A 17,678-nucleotide genomic window follows, 5' to 3' on the forward strand; every position below is an offset into this window, starting at 1 on the left:
GAGATGAAGAACCTGAGACAGCATCCCATCGAGCATCTGCGTGGCGTCATCCCCGGTATCCGGCCCTTTCCGGATGCGTCTGACGTCTTCGCCGAGCCGGTCGAGAAGTACGCGCGGCATTTTCTGCCGCTGGTCACCATCGATCTGGCCTTGCTCGACGATGCCTGGAGCGGGCCGATTCATCTCGTCGCCCCTTGCGAGCCCTACGAAGGGCAAGTCGGGGAGTGGGGAGGCGAGGAGTTTGGCAATGCGCTGCTCAAGCCTGACTGGCTGGCTTTCAAGCTCAACGAACAAGGCAGGTACGAGTTGCTGGGTGACTGGCGCTACTTCATGCTGGAGCAGGATCGGGCCGACTGGGCGGAAAAATCGCTCGACTGGCGCGAGGTGCGCACCCAGCATCGTGAACTGGTCAAACTGGGCGTGGAGCCGCCGTTTGAACTGCACCACGGGGCCAAGTACTCATGGCGCGATGTGATGGAGTTGCATTACGCAACCCAGCACGCGGCATATGGGCAGGCCAGGCGGGACTTTCTGGCCCATGGCTGGAATGCTGCCAAGCCCTGGGATGACGCTGCTGAAGTTGCCAAGCTGCCCTTGTATGAGCCAGGCACGGATTGCTATGACTCCACTTCAGGTCGCTATCTGCTCGGTGTGCTGGGCGGGCCTGCATGGGGTGGTAATTGGAGCAATCTGACCAACCCACTGCTCAGCGACATTGGTACGGATGACGGCATTCACCCCATCCACCCGGAAACGGGCGCTGCGTTCGAGTTCATCACCAGCACCTATGCCAACGAGTTCACCGGTAGCGACTGCGAAATTCTGATGTTCTACGAGCCACAAAGCCGCACCGTGCTGCAGACCTTTGATTGGAGCTAAGGCGTCACCGTCCGGCTTCAAACCGAGAAAAACCGTTTTTGCTGCCTGATTCTTCAGGTGGCACAGAGACAAAAACCAAGATAGGAGCGCATATGAGCCTCATCGATATCAAGGTGCCTAACATTGGCGACTTCGCCGAAGTGGGCGTGATCGAACTGCTGGTCAACGCTGGCGACACCGTGTCCGTGGACCAGTCCCTTATTACCGTGGAGAGCGACAAGGCTTCCATGGAAATCCCTTCCAGCCACGCCGGCGTCGTGAAGGAAATCAAGGTCAAGGTCGGTGACAAGGTTGCCGAAGGCTCCGTCGTGCTGTCGCTGGAAGTGGCAGCCGGTGCTGCCGCACCTGCACAGGCCGCCGCCCCTGCACCCGCCGCAGCCGCTCCAGCACCTGTGGCGGCCCCCGTGGCTGCCGCTCCAGCTCCCGTCGCCAGCAACTTTGCCGGCACTGTGGACATGGACTGCGACGTGGTCGTTCTGGGCGGTGGCCCTGGCGGCTACTCGGCAGCCTTCCGCGCCGCCGACCTGGGCCTCAAGGTCGTGCTGGTCGAGCGCTACGCCACCCTGGGCGGCGTTTGCCTGAACGTGGGTTGCATCCCATCCAAGGCGCTGCTGCACGTGGCTGCCGTGATGGACGAGGTCAAGCACCTGGAAGTGGCCGGCGTGAAGTTTGCCGCTCCCGAAGTCAACATCGACCAGCTGCGCGGCCACAAGGAAAAGGTCATCGGCAAGCTGACCGGCGGTCTGGGCCAGATGGCCAAGATGCGCAAGGTCACCGTCGTGCGTGGCTACGGCAACTTCGTGTCTGCCAACCACATCGAAGTCGAAGAAACCACCGGTTCCGGCCAGGAAAAGACCGGCAGCAAGAAGATCGTTCAGTTCAAGAACGCCATCATCGCTGCGGGCTCGCAAGCCGTGCACCTGCCCTTCATGCCCAAGGATCCCCGCGTGGTCGATTCCACCGGCGCTCTGGACCTGAAGGAAGTGCCCAAGCGCATGCTGATTCTGGGCGGCGGCATCATCGGCCTGGAAATGGGCACCGTCTACTCCACGCTGGGTGCACGCCTGGACGTGGTGGAGATGATGGACGGCCTGATGCAAGGCGCTGACCGCGACCTGGTCAAGGTCTGGCAAAAGATGAACGCGCCACGCTTCGACAACATCATGGTCAACACCAAGACCGTGGGTGCCGAAGCCACGCCCGAAGGCATCAAGGTCACGTTCGCTCCTGCCAAGGACGGCGTCACCGTGCCTGAACCCCAGACCTACGACCTGGTTCTGCAAGCCGTGGGCCGCACGCCCAATGGCAAGAAGATCAGCGCCGACAAGGCTGGCGTGGCCGTGACCGACCGCGGCTTCATCGACGTCGATATCCAGATGCGCACCAACGTGCCCAACATCTTCGCGATTGGCGACATCGTGGGCCAGCCCATGTTGGCGCACAAGGCCGTGCACGAAGCGCATGTGGCCGCTGAAGTCATCGCTGGCGAGCTGCAAGGCAACAAGGAACTGGCTTCCGCTGCCTTCAACGCCCGCGTGATTCCTTCGGTCGCCTACACCGACCCCGAAGTGGCATGGGTGGGTCTGACCGAAGACCAGGCCAAGGCACAAGGCATCAAGGTCAAGAAGGGCCTGTTCCCTTGGGCTGCCTCCGGCCGCGCCATCGCCAACGGCCGCGATGAAGGCTTTACCAAGCTGCTGTTTGACGATTCCCCTGAGGCCCACGGCCATGGCCGCATCCTGGGCGGCGGCATGGTCGGCACGCACGCTGGCGACATGATCGGTGAAATCGCCCTGGCCATCGAAATGGGCGCCGACACGGTGGACATCGGCAAGACCATCCACCCGCACCCCACGCTGGGCGAGTCCATCGGCATGGCGGCGGAAGTGGCGCATGGTTCCTGCACGGACGTGCCACCCGCACGTAAGTGAGCGTTTCGCTTGCTTAAAACAAAGGCAGCCTTCGGGCTGCCTTTTTTATATTTCCATAGCTGCTTGTGCTTGCTACATAAGTGCTTGAGACCGACTGATTCTCAATTTTCCATCTGTGATCGTGCTGCTTTGGGCGCTTAGACTAGTTTTGATAGCTGCCAGTGCATGATGCATAAGCGCTGGAGCCTGTTTTATCTTGAATTTTTGGCGTTGGTGCTTGAGCTTGTCTGTCAATGAATTTCCCGATCAGGAAATATTGATTCCCTTTCTGCATGCTCTGCTTCATAATTTCCCGAACGGGAATTTTCAATCTAGACCACCTTATGTCCACCATCCACACCACCGACCAACTGGGCACGGCCCTGCGCATCGCCCGCAAACAACTGGGGATAACCCAGCCGCAGCTTGCCTTGGCCGCAGGCGTGGGCACGCGGTTTATTGTGGATCTGGAGTCGGGCAAGCCCACGGTGCGGCTGGAGCATGTGCTGCGGGTGATCGATGCGCTGGGGGGAGAGTGGCAGTTGGGCGGCTTGCCGGAAGCGGCGCATGAAGACGGGGCAGACCATGACGCATGAACTCGAAGTCTGGCTGTTTGACCGGCGCGTCGGCAGCCTGTCGCTGGTGCATGGGCGGCTGAGCTTTGCCTATGTGACCGAATGGTTGGCGCTGCCGCAGGCCACGGCTTTATCGCAGTCGCTGCCGCTGCAGGCTGAGCCCTTTGGCGATCACCAGACCCGGCCATTCTTTGCCGGTCTGCTGCCTGAAGGGCAGATGCGACGCCTGATTGCGCAGCAGTTTCAGGTGTCGGGCCAGAACGATTTTGCTCTGCTGGATCATATTGGCGGCGAATGCGCGGGTGCGGTGACCTTTCTGGAACCAGGGCAAGCCTTGCCGCAAACTAACGGGGCTGGGGCGACCGGGGAATCGGGTGATGTGGAGTGGCTCAGTGATCAAAAGCTGCTCGCCTTGCTGGACGAGCTGCCGCGCCGCCCCATGCTGGCGGGCGATGATGGTCTGCGGCTGTCGCTGGCCGGGGCGCAGGACAAGCTGCCCGTGGTGGTGGACGAGAGCGATCCAGGAGTAGTGCGGATTGGCCTGCCGCGCAATGGCGCGCCCAGCTCGCATATCTTGAAGCCCGCCATTCATGCTGTGGAGGATAGCGTGGCCAATGAAGGCTTTTGCATGCTGCTGGCTGAGGTCATGGGGCTGAGGCCTGCCAATGCCCGAATCCATAGCGTGCTGGGTCGCTCGTTTTTGCTGGTGGAGCGCTATGACCGGGTGCTGAAGGACGATGCGCAGGGCCAAGCGCAGCTGCAACGTCTGCACCAGGAAGACTTTTGCCAGGCGCTGGGCGTGGTGCCCGAGCTGAAGTACCAGAACGAGGGCGGGCCGGGCCTGGCGCAATGCTTTGCCTTGGCGCGCAGCGTGACCCGCCCCAGCGCGCCGCAGGTGCTGCGGCTGCTGGATGGGGTGATCTTCAATGCCCTGATCGGCAACCATGACGCACATGGCAAGAATTTCTCGCTGCTTTATGGAGGAAGGGCGCCTGTGCTGGCACCGTTCTACGACCTGCTGGCTACGGCGATTTACCCCCAGCTGGCGCCCAAGATGGCAATGAAGATTGGCAGCAAATACAAGTTCAGCGAGCTGGAGGCCAGGCACTGGGAGCAGTTTGCGGAAGAAGCAGGCCTTGCCAAGGCGGCGACGCGCAAGCGTTTGCAGCAGCTGGCGAACGAACTACCCGCTGCCGCGCGCAAGCTGCAGGCCGCGCCACCGCATGGTTTTGCGGGCAATGCCGTGGTGACGCAGATCGTGCAGCTGATAGAGCAGCGCTGCGCCTTGACGCTGAGGCGCTTGGCCTGAGCACACGCGTGATTTCACACCTAGATCGGAGCGCCGCGATGCCAGTTAAATTTCCCGAACGGGAAGTATGTATTTAAATTAGTTGCGGCAAGTTAAAAATTTCCTGATCGGGAAATTTTTAAGATTCATAGCTTCTTGCGCTTGTTGCATGAGCGCTTGAGCTTGATTTGACCGATATTGGATGCCGTTGATTCAGCGCCAGCCATATAAGAACCGTATTGATGGAGACAAACCCATGCTTAGCCCCAGCCGCGATTTTTCCCGACCGCTCCAAGCCGCCTGCCACTGCGGCGCAGTGCGCTTTACCGTTCTGTTAAGCGATGGCCTGAACACCGCGCGGCGCTGCAATTGTTCGTTTTGCCGCATGCGCGGGGCCGTGGCGGTGTCGGCTGATTTGAGCGGAATCGAGGTGCTGCAGGGGCAGGATGCGCTGACGCTCTACCAGTTCAACACCGGGCAGGCCAAGCATTTCTTTTGCAAGCATTGCGGCATCTATACCTTCCATCAGCGACGCTCCTCGCCGCATCAGTACGGTGTGAATGTGGCTTGCATAGCGGGCATGAGCCCGTTTGACTTTGCCGAAGTGGTGGTGAGCGAGGGGCGCTCGCACCCCAACGACCGCCGCGCAGGCGCTGCTGCGGGCAAGTCTGTAGCGGCAGGCTGGCTGAGTTACAAGGCGAATCCCTTGGCCGAAGCGCAGCTTGAGGAATGATTTTGATAGCTTCTAACGCTTTACAGGTAAGCGTTGGCGGTCGTTTTTAATGTATTTTCTGCGTTCAGCATCGAATCAGCCAGCCAGATGAATCCGGGTCGGGCGCTGCCTGGCAAGCGCGCCGGGCATGGCTTAGCCGCGCCTGGTCTTGGAGTCGCGCACTGCCACCATCAGCACCAGTGCCGAGAGGATCAGCATGACCAGCACGAGATAGATGCTGTAGTGTCTGTTGCCTGTGTGCTGGGTCAGCAGGCCGGCCAGGGTGGGGCTGGCGGCCGAGCCCAGGTTGCCCAGGCTGCTGATGAGCGCTATGCCGCCGGCGGCTACGGCCGGCGACAGATAGTCGCTGACCAGGGCAAAGAACAGCGGGGGCAGGGCCGCGAGTCCGATCAGCGTGAAGGCCAGGGCAATCAGCGAGCCCTCAAGATGGCCGTGCATCTGCAGGGTGACGATCAGGCCGGCAATGGCCATACCGGTGGCGATGAACAAATGCCAGCGGCGGTCGCGGAAGCGGTCGGAGCTGGCACCGAAGGCAATCATGCCGAAGAAGCCTGCGACAAAGGGAATGGCCGAGTAGATGCCGACATGCAGCACGTCCTGCACGCCCAGGCCCTGAATCACGGTGGGCATCCAGAAGACAAACAGATAGGTAGCACCGTGCATCATGAAATACACGAGTGACAGGGCATAGACCTTGGGGTCGCGCAGCAACTGGCCCAGAGTGGCGCTGCTGTGGGCCGCCTTGTGCCCGTGGCCGCTATGGTGAGCAACTTGGCCGCTGTCGTTGGCGATGTTGTGTTGCAGGCGCGCTTTTTCGGCGTCTGTCAGCCATTTTGCGTCGGCTGGCTTGTCCTGCAGATAGAAGTAGAGGATCAGACCCAGAATGCAGGCGGGAGGGCCCTGGATGAGAAACAGCCACTGCCAGCCATGCAGACCGTCGATGCCATCCATATATTTGAGAATGGCGCCGCACAACGGGCCGGCCGCAATCGCCATGGCCATGACGGCTGAGAGAAAGATGGAGATCACGCGGCCGCGGCGTGCCGAGGGGTACCAGTAGGTGAAGTAGAGAATGACGCCGGGAAAGAAGCCGGCTTCGAAGGCGCCCAGCAGAAAGCGCGCCACATAGAACTGCATGGGAGTGGAGACCCAGGCCATGGCGGTGGCGATGACGCCCCAGACCAGCATGATGCGCATCAGCGTCTTGCGCGTGCCAATCTTCTCCAGCAGCAGATTGCTGGGCACTTCAAACAAAAAGTAGCCTATGAAGAACAGGCCTGCGCCAAAGCCGTAGGCGGCGTCGCCGAAATCCAGCGTCTGCTTCATCTGGATCTGGGCGTAGCCGATGTTGATGCGGTCCAGGTAGGCGACCATGTAGCAGATCAGCAGCAGGGGCAGCAGTCGCCAACTGACCTTGGCATACAGCGCGTTGTCTGCATCGATGTTGTGGCTGGTGTCCTGCCTGGGCGTTGCGCCCGAAATGGTCGTCGCGCTTGGGGTCATGCTTGTCTCTTGGAAGTTGGTATGGGGCGCTGGGCGGTTCCTTGCGGCACGTCTTGCAGCATCACGACGTAGACGCTGCAAGCCGCTGTGCTAGGGCTATGCCGGGCTTTTGTTGTTGTCTTGAATACAGGGGGAACTGCGCAGAGGCCCACAGCATCAAGCCGTGGGGCATAGGCTGCCAAGTCTTGCTGCCTGGAACTCACGAGGTCACGGCGGAGACTGTGGTTGTGACCAGTGATTGGATTGCTTGCCTTCGAGTTCCCGGTTCATTTCCTGCTATTGCCCTTCATGGCCTGGACCTGGCTGCGCACAGGTATGCATCAGCCTGTATTGACCTCTGCGGGGGCAGAAATCAAGGAGTTCGAGGGGGCAATGTAGGGCTGGTGCCCTGAATGGACTTAACGCATGCCGCAATTCAGTTGCCAGATCATGACATCTGAGGGTAAGCCTTAGGGTCGGCCTTGCTGCGGCAAGGCGGCGGGAGATGCTGCAGGCTTGAGCGGCGATGACGTGCGCCATCGAGAGCCATGCTGCGCCTGAACTAGCACTAGCACGGGGGGCAGACAGCCGTTTCATCTGCGGATAGCTGATGTGGCTGAGTATGTATTTTTGATAACGGCCAGTGCGGAAAGGAGCCAGTTAGGCTTCTATTCGCGCAAGGGGTTGCCAGAGCTTTTGAGCCGCCACATTGTGCCAGCGGATACGCCCGGCATGGCTCCGGGCGTTGGTGGATCGCTGGGTTCAGCGATGGGGAGTGCTGCCTCAGGCCTTTTTCAGAAACTCGGATTTGAGAATGAATGGACCCTGATCCGTCTTGCAGTCCACGTCATGGTCGCCGTTGTCATAGACCAGGCGAATGCCTTTGATCTTGGTGCCTTTTTTGATGACGGTAGAGGAACCTTTGACCTTCAGGTCCTTGACCAGCAGCACGCTGTCGCCGTCGGCCAGCGGCGTGCCGTTGGCGTCCTTGATGATGCGGGGGCCGTTGTCTTCATCGGCAATGGCTTCTGCATGGGCCGACCATTCATGGGCGCAGTCGGGGCAGATAAGCAGATCGCCATCGGGGTAGGTGTTGTTCAGGCCGCATTGGGGGCAAGAGGGCAAAGTCGTCGTGCTCAAGGATTGGCTTTCTTTCAAAATAGCAAGCACCAAGCCTAGCCGCAAAGCAGTAGTGGTTCGCCCAGGTGCGGATTAAGAGGCCTTTGCACGCCGATATGGACGGCATGCGCTGCATGAGCCTGGCTGAATTTCAGCTCATCACAAAGATGGGCGCAGCCGTGTGAAACGGTAGCTTGCGGCCGGGCGGCAGCAGATAGGCATGCTCGCGCGGCACGCGCAGCTGGTCGCATTGACCATCGGTGATGATGAGGATGGGGCCGTCCTTGGGAAAGTCGTCGTCCTGGAGCAGCAGATCCACGCCCGGTTGCAGCACGGTGCCGCCACGGCCTTTGAGGGCGATGCGCTGGGCAATGTCGGCGGCAGGCAGATAGCCCAGATCGTAGGCGGCAGCGTCGCAGCAGATCAGGCGCACAGCGGGCACATCCTTGGCATCGGCGTAGCTTGCGATGGCGCCCAGTGCCTTGGCCAGCACATGGCGCTCCATGGAGCCCGAGGTGTCCAGCAGCACGCCGAAGGTGCGGCCCTCCAGCCAGCGGCTGTCGGCCTGAATGCGGGGCCGGGGAATATCGGGCGTGGCGCTTTGACGCCGGCTGATGCGGGCATAGCTGCGCCGCGTCTCTATGGGCGGAAAGTGGTGGTCGAACCAGCGCGCCAGCTCCACCTGCCAGTCAATCGGCGGCTGCAGCAGAGCGCGGATTTCCTCGATCAATCCCGCAGGCAGCAGGCCGCGTGCGTCTTGCTCATGGCGCAGCAAGCCTTTGCCCAACTGGGTGCGGCAGAATTCGTCGATATCGGTGTAGTCGCCAGCCTTGCGCTGGCCGCCCACATTGCGCTCCAGCATGTCGCCCTGGCCACCGGCCAGGGTGCGCAGCTTGCGCATGCGGCGCAGATCGCCCGCGATGCGGTCGTAGACCTCTTCCGCACTGAGTCCGCGCAGCTCCGGGTCGTAGAGCAGGCCTACGCCCGGCGGCTGACCCACGTCCATCTGAATCAGCCAGTCGTTGATGACGAAGTCGCAGGCCACGTTCCATAGAAACGGCTCGCGCCCGCGCCGTCGCGGCAGATGGCGCAGGGCGACGTGCAGGACTTCGTGGGCAATGACGAAGCGCAGCTCCAGCTCGGACAGGTGCGGGCCGGGGTTGATGTAGATGGTGCGCAGCATCTCGTCGACCGCGGCGACGGCAATGTCCTCGCGCTCGCAGATGCTGGCGCCCTCCATGATGTCAAACGCCGCGACCATGCTGCCCAGCAGCGGAAAGCTGTCCATGAACCAGTGGCGTGCGCGGTCCAGCGCGCTGCTGGCAGGCAGGCTCTGGCCAAACTCGCGGCGCACGCCCGCAGCCATTTCCACGGATTGGGTGACGGAGCGAGCCAGGCCTGCAGCAAACATTTCGGGCCAGTTGCCGTACCTGCGCCAGTACGGCTGCGGCTTGCTGGTGGATGAGGCGGGCTCAGGCCATTGCTCTGGCAAGGCCAGGCTGGGGTGAGCGCCGCCCTGGCCGGGACCGGCAAGACTCAGCGCCTGCGCCCAGTCGGGTATGCCCTGTTCGCAGAACTGCACGTACCACTGTGCCTCGTCGCGCTGGGGCAGTCCGTCGGGTAATTCCATGCCTTCGGGCGGACGTCCGAGCTTGATGGTCTGGATGAAGCGGGCCGTGACCACATCGCAGGCTGCGCTCCATTGCGCCCAGTGGCTGCGGTCGCGCTGAAACAGCTCCAGCGCGTAGCTGAGCGTGGCCCGCCCAAGGCAATATGCCCATTCCTCGGGACTGGCCATGCGCTTGGGGTGGATGTCGATCTGGCCGGTAAAGCGCTGGTGGTTGAGGCTGGCCTGCGCCCAGCCATGGGCCGGACACTGGGAATGGGCGCTGCGCACAAAGCCCAGGCTGCGGCTGAGTTCGGTAAAGATGGGATGTGCCTGCAGCATGGCCAGGCCTTGCGTATAGGCCTGGGTGGCTGGCGTTTCGCGCATTGGGGGCTTGGCCATCAGGCTCTGGCCGCTTCGCGCGCTTCCACCAGGCGTGGCAGGTCGCGCACGATTTCCACCATATACCAGGCGGGCAGGGTCTGTCCGTCGCTTTCGGCGGTGACGATCTGCGCCATTTCCAGGCTGATCTGAGCCAGCTCCTTGAGCATGGCCTTGGAGCGGTGCACGGTCTGCTGCAGCTCGCCGCCGCTTTGCTGCTTGTCGGCGGGCAGGATCTTGAGCAGACGTGCACGGAAGGCCTGGGCCAGGAAATACAGCACATCCCTGTCCTGCGGCGCATGGGGCCAGTTGGCGTCGCCCTTGAAGATGGCGTCCAGACGGTGACGGTCGTCGGCCAGCTTGTAGAAGGCCTTGAACTGTGCCGCATGCTGGGGCGTGAGGCAGCCGCTGCTCAGGGCTTCCAGCGTCTGCAGGTTCAGCGCATCGCCATAGGACTGCAAGGCATCGCTGAGCATATGCCAGGAGCGCGGCGTGGAAAACGCCTCTTCGTGCTTGGGCGGTTGGCTCCACAGGTGATCGGGGCGCTGGGCCAGGTATTCGAGCACCAAGGCATGCAGCTGGGCTTGCTGCGCCCATTGCAGCCACTCGCTGGCGCTGACCTTGAGTTGAACGTGAATCATGCGGTTGACCAGCGCCGAGGACATGGTGCGCACAATCGCGGAATCCTGGGCGCGGTTGCCAGCCGCAATCACGATGGAGCCCTCGGGCATCAGGTACTCGCCCACGCGGCGCTCCAGAATCAGGCTGTAGAAGGCTTTTTGCACATCCTGGCTGCAGGCGTTGAGCTCGTCCAGGAACAGGCAATAAGGCTGCTTGCGCGCAATCATGGCGGGCGGGCAGAAGCGGGTTATGCCGTCAATGATCTGTGGCACGCCCAGCAAGTCCTCGGGAGCGAGCTGGCTGCCCAGCAGGGACACGCAATCAAGCCCCACGCTTTGCGCAAAGTTCTGGACCAGTGCCGATTTGCCTATGCCTGGCGGTCCCCAGATGAACACGGGGCGTACGGTAGCGACGTTGAGAAGGAATTCGCTCAGTTGCGAGGGAGTGAGAGCCAGACTGGTTTGCATGCTGCGTGCAGTCTAAGGCAAGTGCAGCGGCGTCCTCAGCATGCTTAGGCGGCCTGACCTGGAGTCTTGCGGGCCGCGGGTCGCCGCTCATGGTTCCTGGAACGCCTGCATGCCTTGCATGCAATACAGCAAAAAGCGATTGGCGGCGGGGGACAGATGGCGGCCGGTACGGGTGATGAGCTGCATCTCCGCATCCTGAAATGCAGGGTTGTGAATGGGAATGGCACGCAGGCGCCCGCTTGCCAGCTCGGCCGTGACGGAGCAGGGCGGTAGCAGGGTCACGCCCTGGCCGCTGGTGACAAAGGCCAGCAGCACGCTGATGAGATTGCTGGTCAGCGCGGGGCTGAGGTGGATCTTGTCCTTGCGTTCGGCATATTCCACGAGCTGGCGAATGCCATACACACCTTGAAGCATGGCAATAGGCCATTGGCTGAGCTCCTGCAGCGAAGTCTGGGCAGCGCTGGCCAGCGGGTGCTGGGAGTGGACGATGGCGTGCATGGGCTGGCGCGCCGTACCGCGTGCGGTGATATGGCTGTCGGCGGGCGGGTAGTAGACCAGGCCGATCTCGGCAGCGTCCTCGCGAATCCGGCGCATGATCTCGGTCGTGCCGTAGATTTCCAGCGAGATGCTGACGCCCGGATATTGCTGGCGAAAATTGCGTATGGGCCCGTCGATAAGCTCCTGCGCAAAGCCTTCGCCGCTGACCACGCTGACACTGCCGCTGTGCAGCCCGCGAAGCGCATCGACCTTGGCCTGCATGTCGTGGCGGTGGGCCGTGTGTTCGCGGTGATAGTCCAGCAGCAACTGGCCGGCCTCGGTGGGTACCACGCCGTTGCGATGGCGCTCCAGCAGGGCCAGGCCCAGTTCCTCTTCGAGCAGGCTGATCTGGCGGCTGACGGCCGAGGGCACGATGCCCAGTTTTTCGGCTGCGGCACGAACGGAGCCGCAGTAGACGGCTTCAAACAGATAGCGGGCGCGGGAGTCTTGAAAGGCGGGCATGCTGCGATTGTCGTCGCCAAATTACATCTGTATTCATACGTATGTTCACTTTTTTAGAACAGAAAAAGAATGCGTATGCAATAAATGCATTGTTATATTCAGCGCCCGCATGGGTGAGCGCCAGCTTGGGCTGGCTGTGCCCATTTTCAGGGTTCAAAGCTATTTCAGCGCGTCGGCAGCGGCCGTCGTGCGCAAGGAAAGTTGATGCGTACAGAGGTGCAGCCGGCCAAGGCCGCGTTGAATGTGGGCAGCGTGGTGCAGGTATTTGCGCTGGCGCTGGTGATCGCGGCATTGTCCGAGTGGCTGGGGCCGCTGCCCATTTCGCTGGGCGTGGGCAAGGTGGTGCTGCTGCCCATGATCTGGGCGCTGCTCATCGGCCTAGTGCTGGGTCTGCTGCGCAAGCGCATGCCCGGCCCGCTGCAACTGAGCCTGTACAGCCAGAATCTGGCCGCCGCCGTGCTGTCCTGCGCGCTGTTCCTGTTCATTGCCAAGCTGGGCCTGCTGGTCGGTGGTTCGCTGCCCAAGCTGGCGGAAGTCGGCTGGGGACTGGTGTTGCAGGAGTTGGGCAACTTGGTCGGTTGCGTGGCCCTGGGCATGCCCGTGGCGCTGCTGCTGGGGATCAAGCGCGAAGCGATTGGCGCGACGTTCTCCATCGGCCGTGAACCGGGCCTGGCCATCATCGGCGAGCGTTTCGGCATGGATTCGCCCGAAGGCCGCGGCGTGCTGGCCGAGTACATCACGGGCACTCTGATCGGCGCCATCTTCATCTCGCTGCTGGCCGGCTTTGTCTCCAGCCTCAATATCTTCCACCCGCTGGCCCTGGGCATGGGCGCCGGCGTGGGTTCGGGCAGCATGACGGCCGCCGCCGTGGGCGCGATCGCCGCCCAGCATCCCGAAATGAGCGACCAGATCGCCACTTTTGCCGCTGCCGCCAATCTGATCGCAACAACGGTGGGCACTTATCTGACGCTGTTCATCTCGCTGCCCCTGGCCTTGCGCGCCTATCAATGGCTGGAGCCGATTCTGGGCCGCAAGCGCAAGCAGGCCGTGGTGGAGCAGGCCGTGGATCTGTCGGCAGCCAAGGACGAAGAGCAGGCGCAGGTGCCAGCGCTGGGTCTGGGCATGCGCTTCGCTTCCTGGGTCCTGGTCGGCGCCATGGTGCTGATCGGCAACCGCATCGGCCATGGCGTGCCGGTGATGGATGCGCTGCCCGGCGTGCTGCTCATCATTGCTGCCGTGTTTGTCGGTGATCTGATCTACGTCGGCACGCGCCGCATGCTGCCTGCCGTGTGCTGGATCTCGTTCATCGCCATGGCCATGACATTCCCGCTCACGCCTTATGCCGCCGAAGTGGCTGCGCTCACCGGCAAGGTCAACTTCCTGGCCATGATCACGCCCATGCTGACTTTCGCGGGCCTGTCGCTGGCCAAGGACATCCCGGCCTTCCGCCGTCTGGGCTGGCGCATCGTCGTGGTTTCGCTGCTGGCCAATGCCGGTGTGTTCCTGGCTGCGACCCTGATCGCCCAGACCTTTGTCCATACGCTGTAAAGCCGGAGCACGACCATGATGAACACCATCAAGTGGCCCGGCCAGCAGGAACTGCAAGCCTGGCGCCATGACTTTCACCGTCATCCCGAAACCGCGTTTCAGGAGCACCGCACCAGCGCACGCGTGGCCGAACTGCTGAAGAGCTTTGGTCTGGATGTACACACCGGCCTGGCCGGTACGGGCGTGGTTGCCGTGCTCAAGGGCAATATGGGCGCAGGCCCTTCCATCGGCCTGCGCGCCGATATGGACGCGTTGAATGTGACGGAGCTCAACCAGTGCGAGCATGCGTCCACGCACGCCGGCCGTATGCATGCCTGCGGCCATGACGGCCATACCAGCATGTTGCTGGGGGCGGCCCAGGCTCTGGCCTCGGCGCCCGATTTTGCGGGGACCGTGCATTTCATCTTCCAGCCCGCCGAGGAAAACGAAGGTGGCGCGCGAGCCATGATCGAAGCCGGGTTGTTCAAGCGCTTCCCCATGGACGCGGTCTACAGCATGCATAACTGGCCGGGCCTGCCCGTGGGAACGGCAGCGGTGCATTCCACGGCCGTGATGGCGGCCTTCGACATCTTTGACCTGACGCTGACCGGCAAGGGTTGCCATGCCGCCATGCCCCATCTGGGCAAGGACGCACTGCTGGCTGCCTGCCAACTGGTGACCCATCTTCCCGCGCTGGTCGCGCGCGAGCAGGAGGTTCACAAGCCGGCCGTGCTTAGCGTGACCAGCTTCAACGCCGGCGATACCTACAACGTGATGCCCGAAGTCATCAAGCTGCGTGGCACCGTGCGCTGCTTTGACATGCCTCAGCGTGCGCGCATCGAACAGCGTTTTCGCGATGCGATCTCCGCGACTTGCGCGCTGCACGGCCTGGAGGCCCATCTCGACTACCGCGTCAGCTACCCCGCGACCATCAACAACCCCCAGCATGCCGAAGTCTGCGCCGAGGTGCTGACCAGCGTGCTGGGCGAGGGCAAGGTGCGCCGCGATATGGTGCCCAGCATGGCCTCGGAAGACTTTGCCTTCATGGCGCAGGAATGCCCGGGCGTCTATATCTGGCTGGGCAATGGCGAGGACAGCGCCTCGCTGCACAATCCCAAGTATGACTTCAATGACGCCAATCTGCCGCTAGGCATGCGTTACTGGGTGGCGCTGGTGGGTGCGCTGCTGAAGGATGGCAAGCTGCTAGCCTGACAGCGCAGTTTTGCCATACATGCCTACGCCGGGTCAACGCTGAGTTGAGCCCGGCGTTTTTCATGATCCGCTGGTTTGCAAAACTGCACCAAGCAATGCATTCGGTCACAGAAATGTCGGAAGGCTGACACCCTGTAACGCCATTGGATGCAGGGACTCTATGATGTTTGTAGCGCTCCGAGATAGTTTCTGTCGTTATCTGAACAGGAGCTGGGGCGTACGTGGCGGCCGCCTTGATCCTGTGGGTGAAGAGCTGGTTGCGCAATAGCAGGTGTTGCATTCCGGCGCATGGCCGGAATTTCACGCGGCGCTGACCGCATCTCTTTCGCAACGCTGCCTGCACCAACCCTGGTGACGCGATTTGTCGCACTATCCGGGTCTTGATACAGGAGGGCGCTATATGCCGTTCGGCAATCTGGAGGCGGGCATCTGGCCTGCTGGCTTTCCACCGCTGCTGAGCTGGTGCGTGCTGGTTTCGGCCGCCGCCTTGCTCGGTCATATGGTTCATCGCTTTACCGGCTATCCACGCATGCTGGGCTACACCATGGTCGGCCTGGTGGCCGGCTGGGTGGGGTTTGGTGACCTGCCCTGGCCTCTGCAGGGCAGTTCGGCGCTGTTGCTGGAGCTGGCAGTGGGCGCGAGCCTGTTGCTGGCTGCATCCCAAGTTTCCCTTCCTTGGCTGCTGCGTCAGCCCTGGCTGCTGCTGCAAAGCCTGGGCGAGTCGTTATTGACTCTGGTGGTGGTGACCGCCGCTTTGTTGGCGCTGGGCTGGGGCTGGGCCGTGGCGCTGGCCGTCGGCGTGATATCCATGGCAGCATCGCCGGCCGTACTGCTGCGCATTGCCGATGATTTGCGTGCCAGCGGTGCCGTGACGGATCGCAGTCTGCTGCTGGCAACCATCAGCACCTTGCTGGCGTTGCTGGGGGCGCTGGTGCTGACGGTAGTATTTGTTCCTGCCGCAGCTGCGGCAGGCGGCGGCCTGCAGTTCTCGGCTGCGGGACTGGGGCGTTTGCTGCTCAGCCTGCTGCTGACCCTGTTCTGGGCCTTGCTGGTCACGGCCGCTTTTTGGCCGGTGTTGCGTTGGCAGTCATCGCGCAGCGACAGCACGGCCTTCTATCTGCTCGCGGCAATGACTGCGGTCTGTCTGCTGGCAGAGCAATGGGGTGGTTCGGCCGCGCTGGGCTTTATGGTTGCGGGGCTGATGCTGCGCAATCTCAGTCCCATGCCATTGATCTGGCCCCAGGCCTTTCAGGCGGCCAATGCCATGCTCAATCTGCTGATGTTTGTACTGGTGGCCAGTATGGCAGCCCAGGTCGGCATGTCGTTCGCTCTTGTTTCGGTAGTGGCTAGCGCCGTACTGGCAAGGGCAGTCGGCAAATTTTCTGCAGTTTTGCTATTGGGTCATGGTACGGCCATAGGCTGGCGGAGACAGTGGCCCGTGGCCTGCGGACAGTTTGCGCTCTCGGGGGTGGCCCTGCTTATGGTCTCTGCTCTGGTGTCGCAGTGGACTGCTTTCAATGCCAGCGTGGCCCAGCAGCTCGCGGCCATTGCCTTGCCCATGATTGCCTTGTGTGAGGTACTGGGTGTGTTGCTGGCTGCCACGGCGCTGTGGCGCAGCGGCGATGCCCATCGCGGCGTGGGCCGCGCAGCCTTGCAAAGAGGGGAGAGGCGTCATGACGCATGAAGTCGAACACATTCAAACGGCAGCGGCCGATGGTCTGGGCGAATTCGCGCCATCTCAGGCGTTGACGCTGGGCGTGGAGCTGGAGCTGCAGCTGCTCAACACCCATCACTACGATATGACGCCTTATGCGCCCGATATGCTGGCTCTGCTCAAGAACGCCAAGGTTCCGGGCTCCATCGTTCCCGAGGTGACGGCCAGCATGATCGAAATCTCGACCGGTATTTGTAGCGATGCACAGGACGCGTATGAGCAGTTGGCGGTCACGCGCGATGCCCTGGTTAAGGCTGCTGATCGGCTTAATATCGCGCTGGCCGGCGGCGGTACGCACCCGTTTCAGCAATGGCACCAGCAGCGCATCTACGACAAGCCGCGCTTCAAGGAGCTGACGGCGCTGTACGGCTATCTGACCAAGCAGTTCACCATCTTCGGCCAGCATGTGCATGTGGGCTGTCCCAGTGCCGATGATGCGCTGATGATGCTGCACCGGCTCTCGCGCTATATCCCGCATTTCATTGCGCTGTCCGCATCCAGTCCCTTTGTGCAGGGGCAGGACACGGCGTTTGACTCCGCGCGTCTGAACTCGGTGTTCGCATTTCCGCTCTCGGGGCGTGCGCCATTTGCCTTGCACTGGGAAGACTTCGAGCGCTATTTTGTCAAGATGGCTGCCACGGGCGTGATTCACAGCATGAAGGACTTTTACTGGGATATCCGTCCCAAGCCCGAGTTCGGCACTGTGGAAGTTCGTGTCTTCGATACGCCGCTGTCCATCCATCGCGCAGCGCAACTGGCGGCCTATGTTCAGGCGCTGGGCGCCTGGTTCCTCAGTGAGCAGCCCTTTGAACCCAGCGAAGACGACTATCTGGTCTATACCTATAACCGCTTCCAGGCCTGCCGCTTTGGTCTGGACGGCACCTATGTGGACCCTGCCACCAGCGAGCAACTGCCGCTGCGCGAGCATATCGAGCAGACGCTGGGGCGCATCACCGGTCATGCGCCGGCATCCGGCAAGAGCGCTTTGCAGGAGCTGGCCCAGGTGCTGCAGGGCGGCAACGATGCGAGCTGGCTGCGCGAGAGCTATGCCCGGGTGCAGCAGTTGCCGGAGGTGGTGCGCCAGGCTTCGCTCAGATTCGCCGGCAGGCCCTGACGGGCGTTGACATTATCGGCTCGGCGCAAGGCATTAGAGTTGCCAACACTT

14 protein-coding genes are annotated in these 17,678 nt (G+C 62.0%); 9 read left to right on the forward strand and 5 right to left on the reverse strand.

From position 1 onward, the window contains the following. Window positions 1-3: 3 nt before the first annotated feature. The 5 genes from AAIL66_RS05015 to AAIL66_RS05035 all read left to right on the forward strand — a co-directional run bounded on the left by AAIL66_RS05015 (window position 4) and on the right by AAIL66_RS05035 (window position 5,385). Entirely contained in the window at window positions 4-879 is an 876-nt protein-coding gene (locus AAIL66_RS05015; protein WP_034384113.1) for a hypothetical protein, read from the forward strand. A gap of 92 nt (window positions 880-971) precedes the next feature. After that, window positions 972-2,810 carry a dihydrolipoyl dehydrogenase gene (gene lpdA / locus AAIL66_RS05020; RefSeq protein WP_012838311.1) on the forward strand — a complete coding sequence of 613 codons (1,839 nt, stop codon included), beginning with the start codon at window positions 972-974 and terminating at the stop codon, window positions 2,808-2,810. A gap of 323 nt (window positions 2,811-3,133) precedes the next feature. Beyond that, entirely contained in the window at window positions 3,134-3,385 is a 252-nt protein-coding gene (locus tag AAIL66_RS05025) for a helix-turn-helix transcriptional regulator (RefSeq protein ID WP_343496151.1), read from the forward strand. Then, a complete protein-coding gene (locus AAIL66_RS05030) occupies window positions 3,357-4,673 on the forward strand; it encodes a type II toxin-antitoxin system HipA family toxin (protein WP_343496152.1) in 1,317 nt (438 codons plus the stop codon). Before AAIL66_RS05025 ends, AAIL66_RS05030 begins: the two co-directional genes overlap by 29 nt. Window positions 4,674-4,908: 235 nt before the next feature. Further along, window positions 4,909-5,385, forward strand: coding sequence for a GFA family protein (locus AAIL66_RS05035; RefSeq protein WP_080746107.1), 477 nt, complete (start codon window positions 4,909-4,911; stop codon window positions 5,383-5,385). 132 nt (window positions 5,386-5,517) lie between these two features. Here the strand turns inward: AAIL66_RS05035 and AAIL66_RS05040 are convergent, their stop codons facing one another. The 5 genes from AAIL66_RS05040 to AAIL66_RS05060 all read right to left on the reverse strand — a co-directional run bounded on the left by AAIL66_RS05040 (window position 5,518) and on the right by AAIL66_RS05060 (window position 12,060). Continuing rightward, on the reverse strand, window positions 5,518-6,888 hold the full coding sequence (locus tag AAIL66_RS05040; protein ID WP_034384123.1) for an MFS transporter: 1,371 nt from the start codon (window positions 6,886-6,888) through the stop codon (window positions 5,518-5,520). Between the two features lie 762 nt (window positions 6,889-7,650). Further along, window positions 7,651-8,007, reverse strand: coding sequence for a zinc ribbon domain-containing protein YjdM (locus AAIL66_RS05045; RefSeq protein WP_034384125.1), 357 nt, complete (start codon window positions 8,005-8,007; stop codon window positions 7,651-7,653). A gap of 130 nt (window positions 8,008-8,137) precedes the next feature. After that, window positions 8,138-9,994, reverse strand: coding sequence for a hypothetical protein (locus tag AAIL66_RS05050; protein ID WP_343496153.1), 1,857 nt, complete (start codon window positions 9,992-9,994; stop codon window positions 8,138-8,140). After that, window positions 9,994-11,061 (reverse strand): MoxR family ATPase, encoded by a 1,068-nt coding sequence (locus tag AAIL66_RS05055; RefSeq protein WP_034384128.1) that lies wholly within the window; start codon window positions 11,059-11,061, stop codon window positions 9,994-9,996. Before AAIL66_RS05055 ends, AAIL66_RS05050 begins: the two co-directional genes overlap by 1 nt. A gap of 87 nt (window positions 11,062-11,148) precedes the next feature. Then, window positions 11,149-12,060, reverse strand: coding sequence for a LysR family transcriptional regulator (locus AAIL66_RS05060; RefSeq protein ID WP_045838906.1), 912 nt, complete (start codon window positions 12,058-12,060; stop codon window positions 11,149-11,151). Window positions 12,061-12,264: 204 nt separating this feature from the next. On the opposite strand from AAIL66_RS05060, the gene AAIL66_RS05065 reads away from it, so the two are divergent. The 4 genes from AAIL66_RS05065 to AAIL66_RS05080 all read left to right on the forward strand — a co-directional run bounded on the left by AAIL66_RS05065 (window position 12,265) and on the right by AAIL66_RS05080 (window position 17,627). Next, window positions 12,265-13,608, forward strand: a complete 1,344-nt coding sequence (locus AAIL66_RS05065; RefSeq protein ID WP_012838321.1) for a DUF3100 domain-containing protein — start codon at window positions 12,265-12,267, stop codon at window positions 13,606-13,608. Between the two features lie 15 nt (window positions 13,609-13,623). Further along, window positions 13,624-14,799 (forward strand): M20 aminoacylase family protein, encoded by a 1,176-nt coding sequence (locus AAIL66_RS05070; protein WP_343496154.1) that lies wholly within the window; start codon window positions 13,624-13,626, stop codon window positions 14,797-14,799. Between the two features lie 400 nt (window positions 14,800-15,199). Beyond that, window positions 15,200-16,483 (forward strand): cation:proton antiporter, encoded by a 1,284-nt coding sequence (locus AAIL66_RS05075; protein WP_343496155.1) that lies wholly within the window; start codon window positions 15,200-15,202, stop codon window positions 16,481-16,483. Continuing rightward, window positions 16,473-17,627: a YbdK family carboxylate-amine ligase gene (locus AAIL66_RS05080; protein WP_004340876.1), complete on the forward strand. Its 1,155-nt coding sequence runs from the start codon at window positions 16,473-16,475 to the stop codon at window positions 17,625-17,627. The genes AAIL66_RS05075 and AAIL66_RS05080 overlap by 11 nt, the downstream gene beginning before the upstream one ends. The last annotated feature ends 51 nt before the right edge of the window (window positions 17,628-17,678 follow it).

It is taken from the genome of Comamonas sp. F1-6 (genome assembly GCF_039581415.1).
In the GTDB taxonomy this organism is placed as follows: domain Bacteria; phylum Pseudomonadota; class Gammaproteobacteria; order Burkholderiales; family Burkholderiaceae_C; genus Comamonas; species Comamonas thiooxydans.

What these genes read in the sequence shown, in the direction of transcription:
- AAIL66_RS05015 (WP_034384113.1), top strand. Translation starts at nt 4, where the DNA reads ATGAAGAACCTGAGACAGCATCCCATCGAGCATCTGCGTGGCGTCATC.
- lpdA (WP_012838311.1), top strand. Translation starts at nt 972, where the DNA reads ATGAGCCTCATCGATATCAAGGTGCCTAACATTGGCGACTTCGCCGAA.
- AAIL66_RS05025 (WP_343496151.1), top strand. Translation starts at nt 3,134, where the DNA reads ATGTCCACCATCCACACCACCGACCAACTGGGCACGGCCCTGCGCATC.
- AAIL66_RS05030 (WP_343496152.1), top strand. Translation starts at nt 3,357, where the DNA reads ATGAAGACGGGGCAGACCATGACGCATGAACTCGAAGTCTGGCTGTTT.
- AAIL66_RS05035 (WP_080746107.1), top strand. Translation starts at nt 4,909, where the DNA reads ATGCTTAGCCCCAGCCGCGATTTTTCCCGACCGCTCCAAGCCGCCTGC.
- AAIL66_RS05040 (WP_034384123.1), bottom strand. Translation starts at nt 6,888, where the DNA reads ATGACCCCAAGCGCGACGACCATTTCGGGCGCAACGCCCAGGCAGGAC.
- AAIL66_RS05050 (WP_343496153.1), bottom strand. Translation starts at nt 9,994, where the DNA reads ATGGCCAAGCCCCCAATGCGCGAAACGCCAGCCACCCAGGCCTATACG.
- AAIL66_RS05055 (WP_034384128.1), bottom strand. Translation starts at nt 11,061, where the DNA reads ATGCAAACCAGTCTGGCTCTCACTCCCTCGCAACTGAGCGAATTCCTT.
- AAIL66_RS05060 (WP_045838906.1), bottom strand. Translation starts at nt 12,060, where the DNA reads ATGCCCGCCTTTCAAGACTCCCGCGCCCGCTATCTGTTTGAAGCCGTC.
- AAIL66_RS05065 (WP_012838321.1), top strand. Translation starts at nt 12,265, where the DNA reads ATGCGTACAGAGGTGCAGCCGGCCAAGGCCGCGTTGAATGTGGGCAGC.
- AAIL66_RS05070 (WP_343496154.1), top strand. Translation starts at nt 13,624, where the DNA reads ATGATGAACACCATCAAGTGGCCCGGCCAGCAGGAACTGCAAGCCTGG.
- AAIL66_RS05075 (WP_343496155.1), top strand. Translation starts at nt 15,200, where the DNA reads ATGCCGTTCGGCAATCTGGAGGCGGGCATCTGGCCTGCTGGCTTTCCA.
- AAIL66_RS05080 (WP_004340876.1), top strand. Translation starts at nt 16,473, where the DNA reads ATGACGCATGAAGTCGAACACATTCAAACGGCAGCGGCCGATGGTCTG.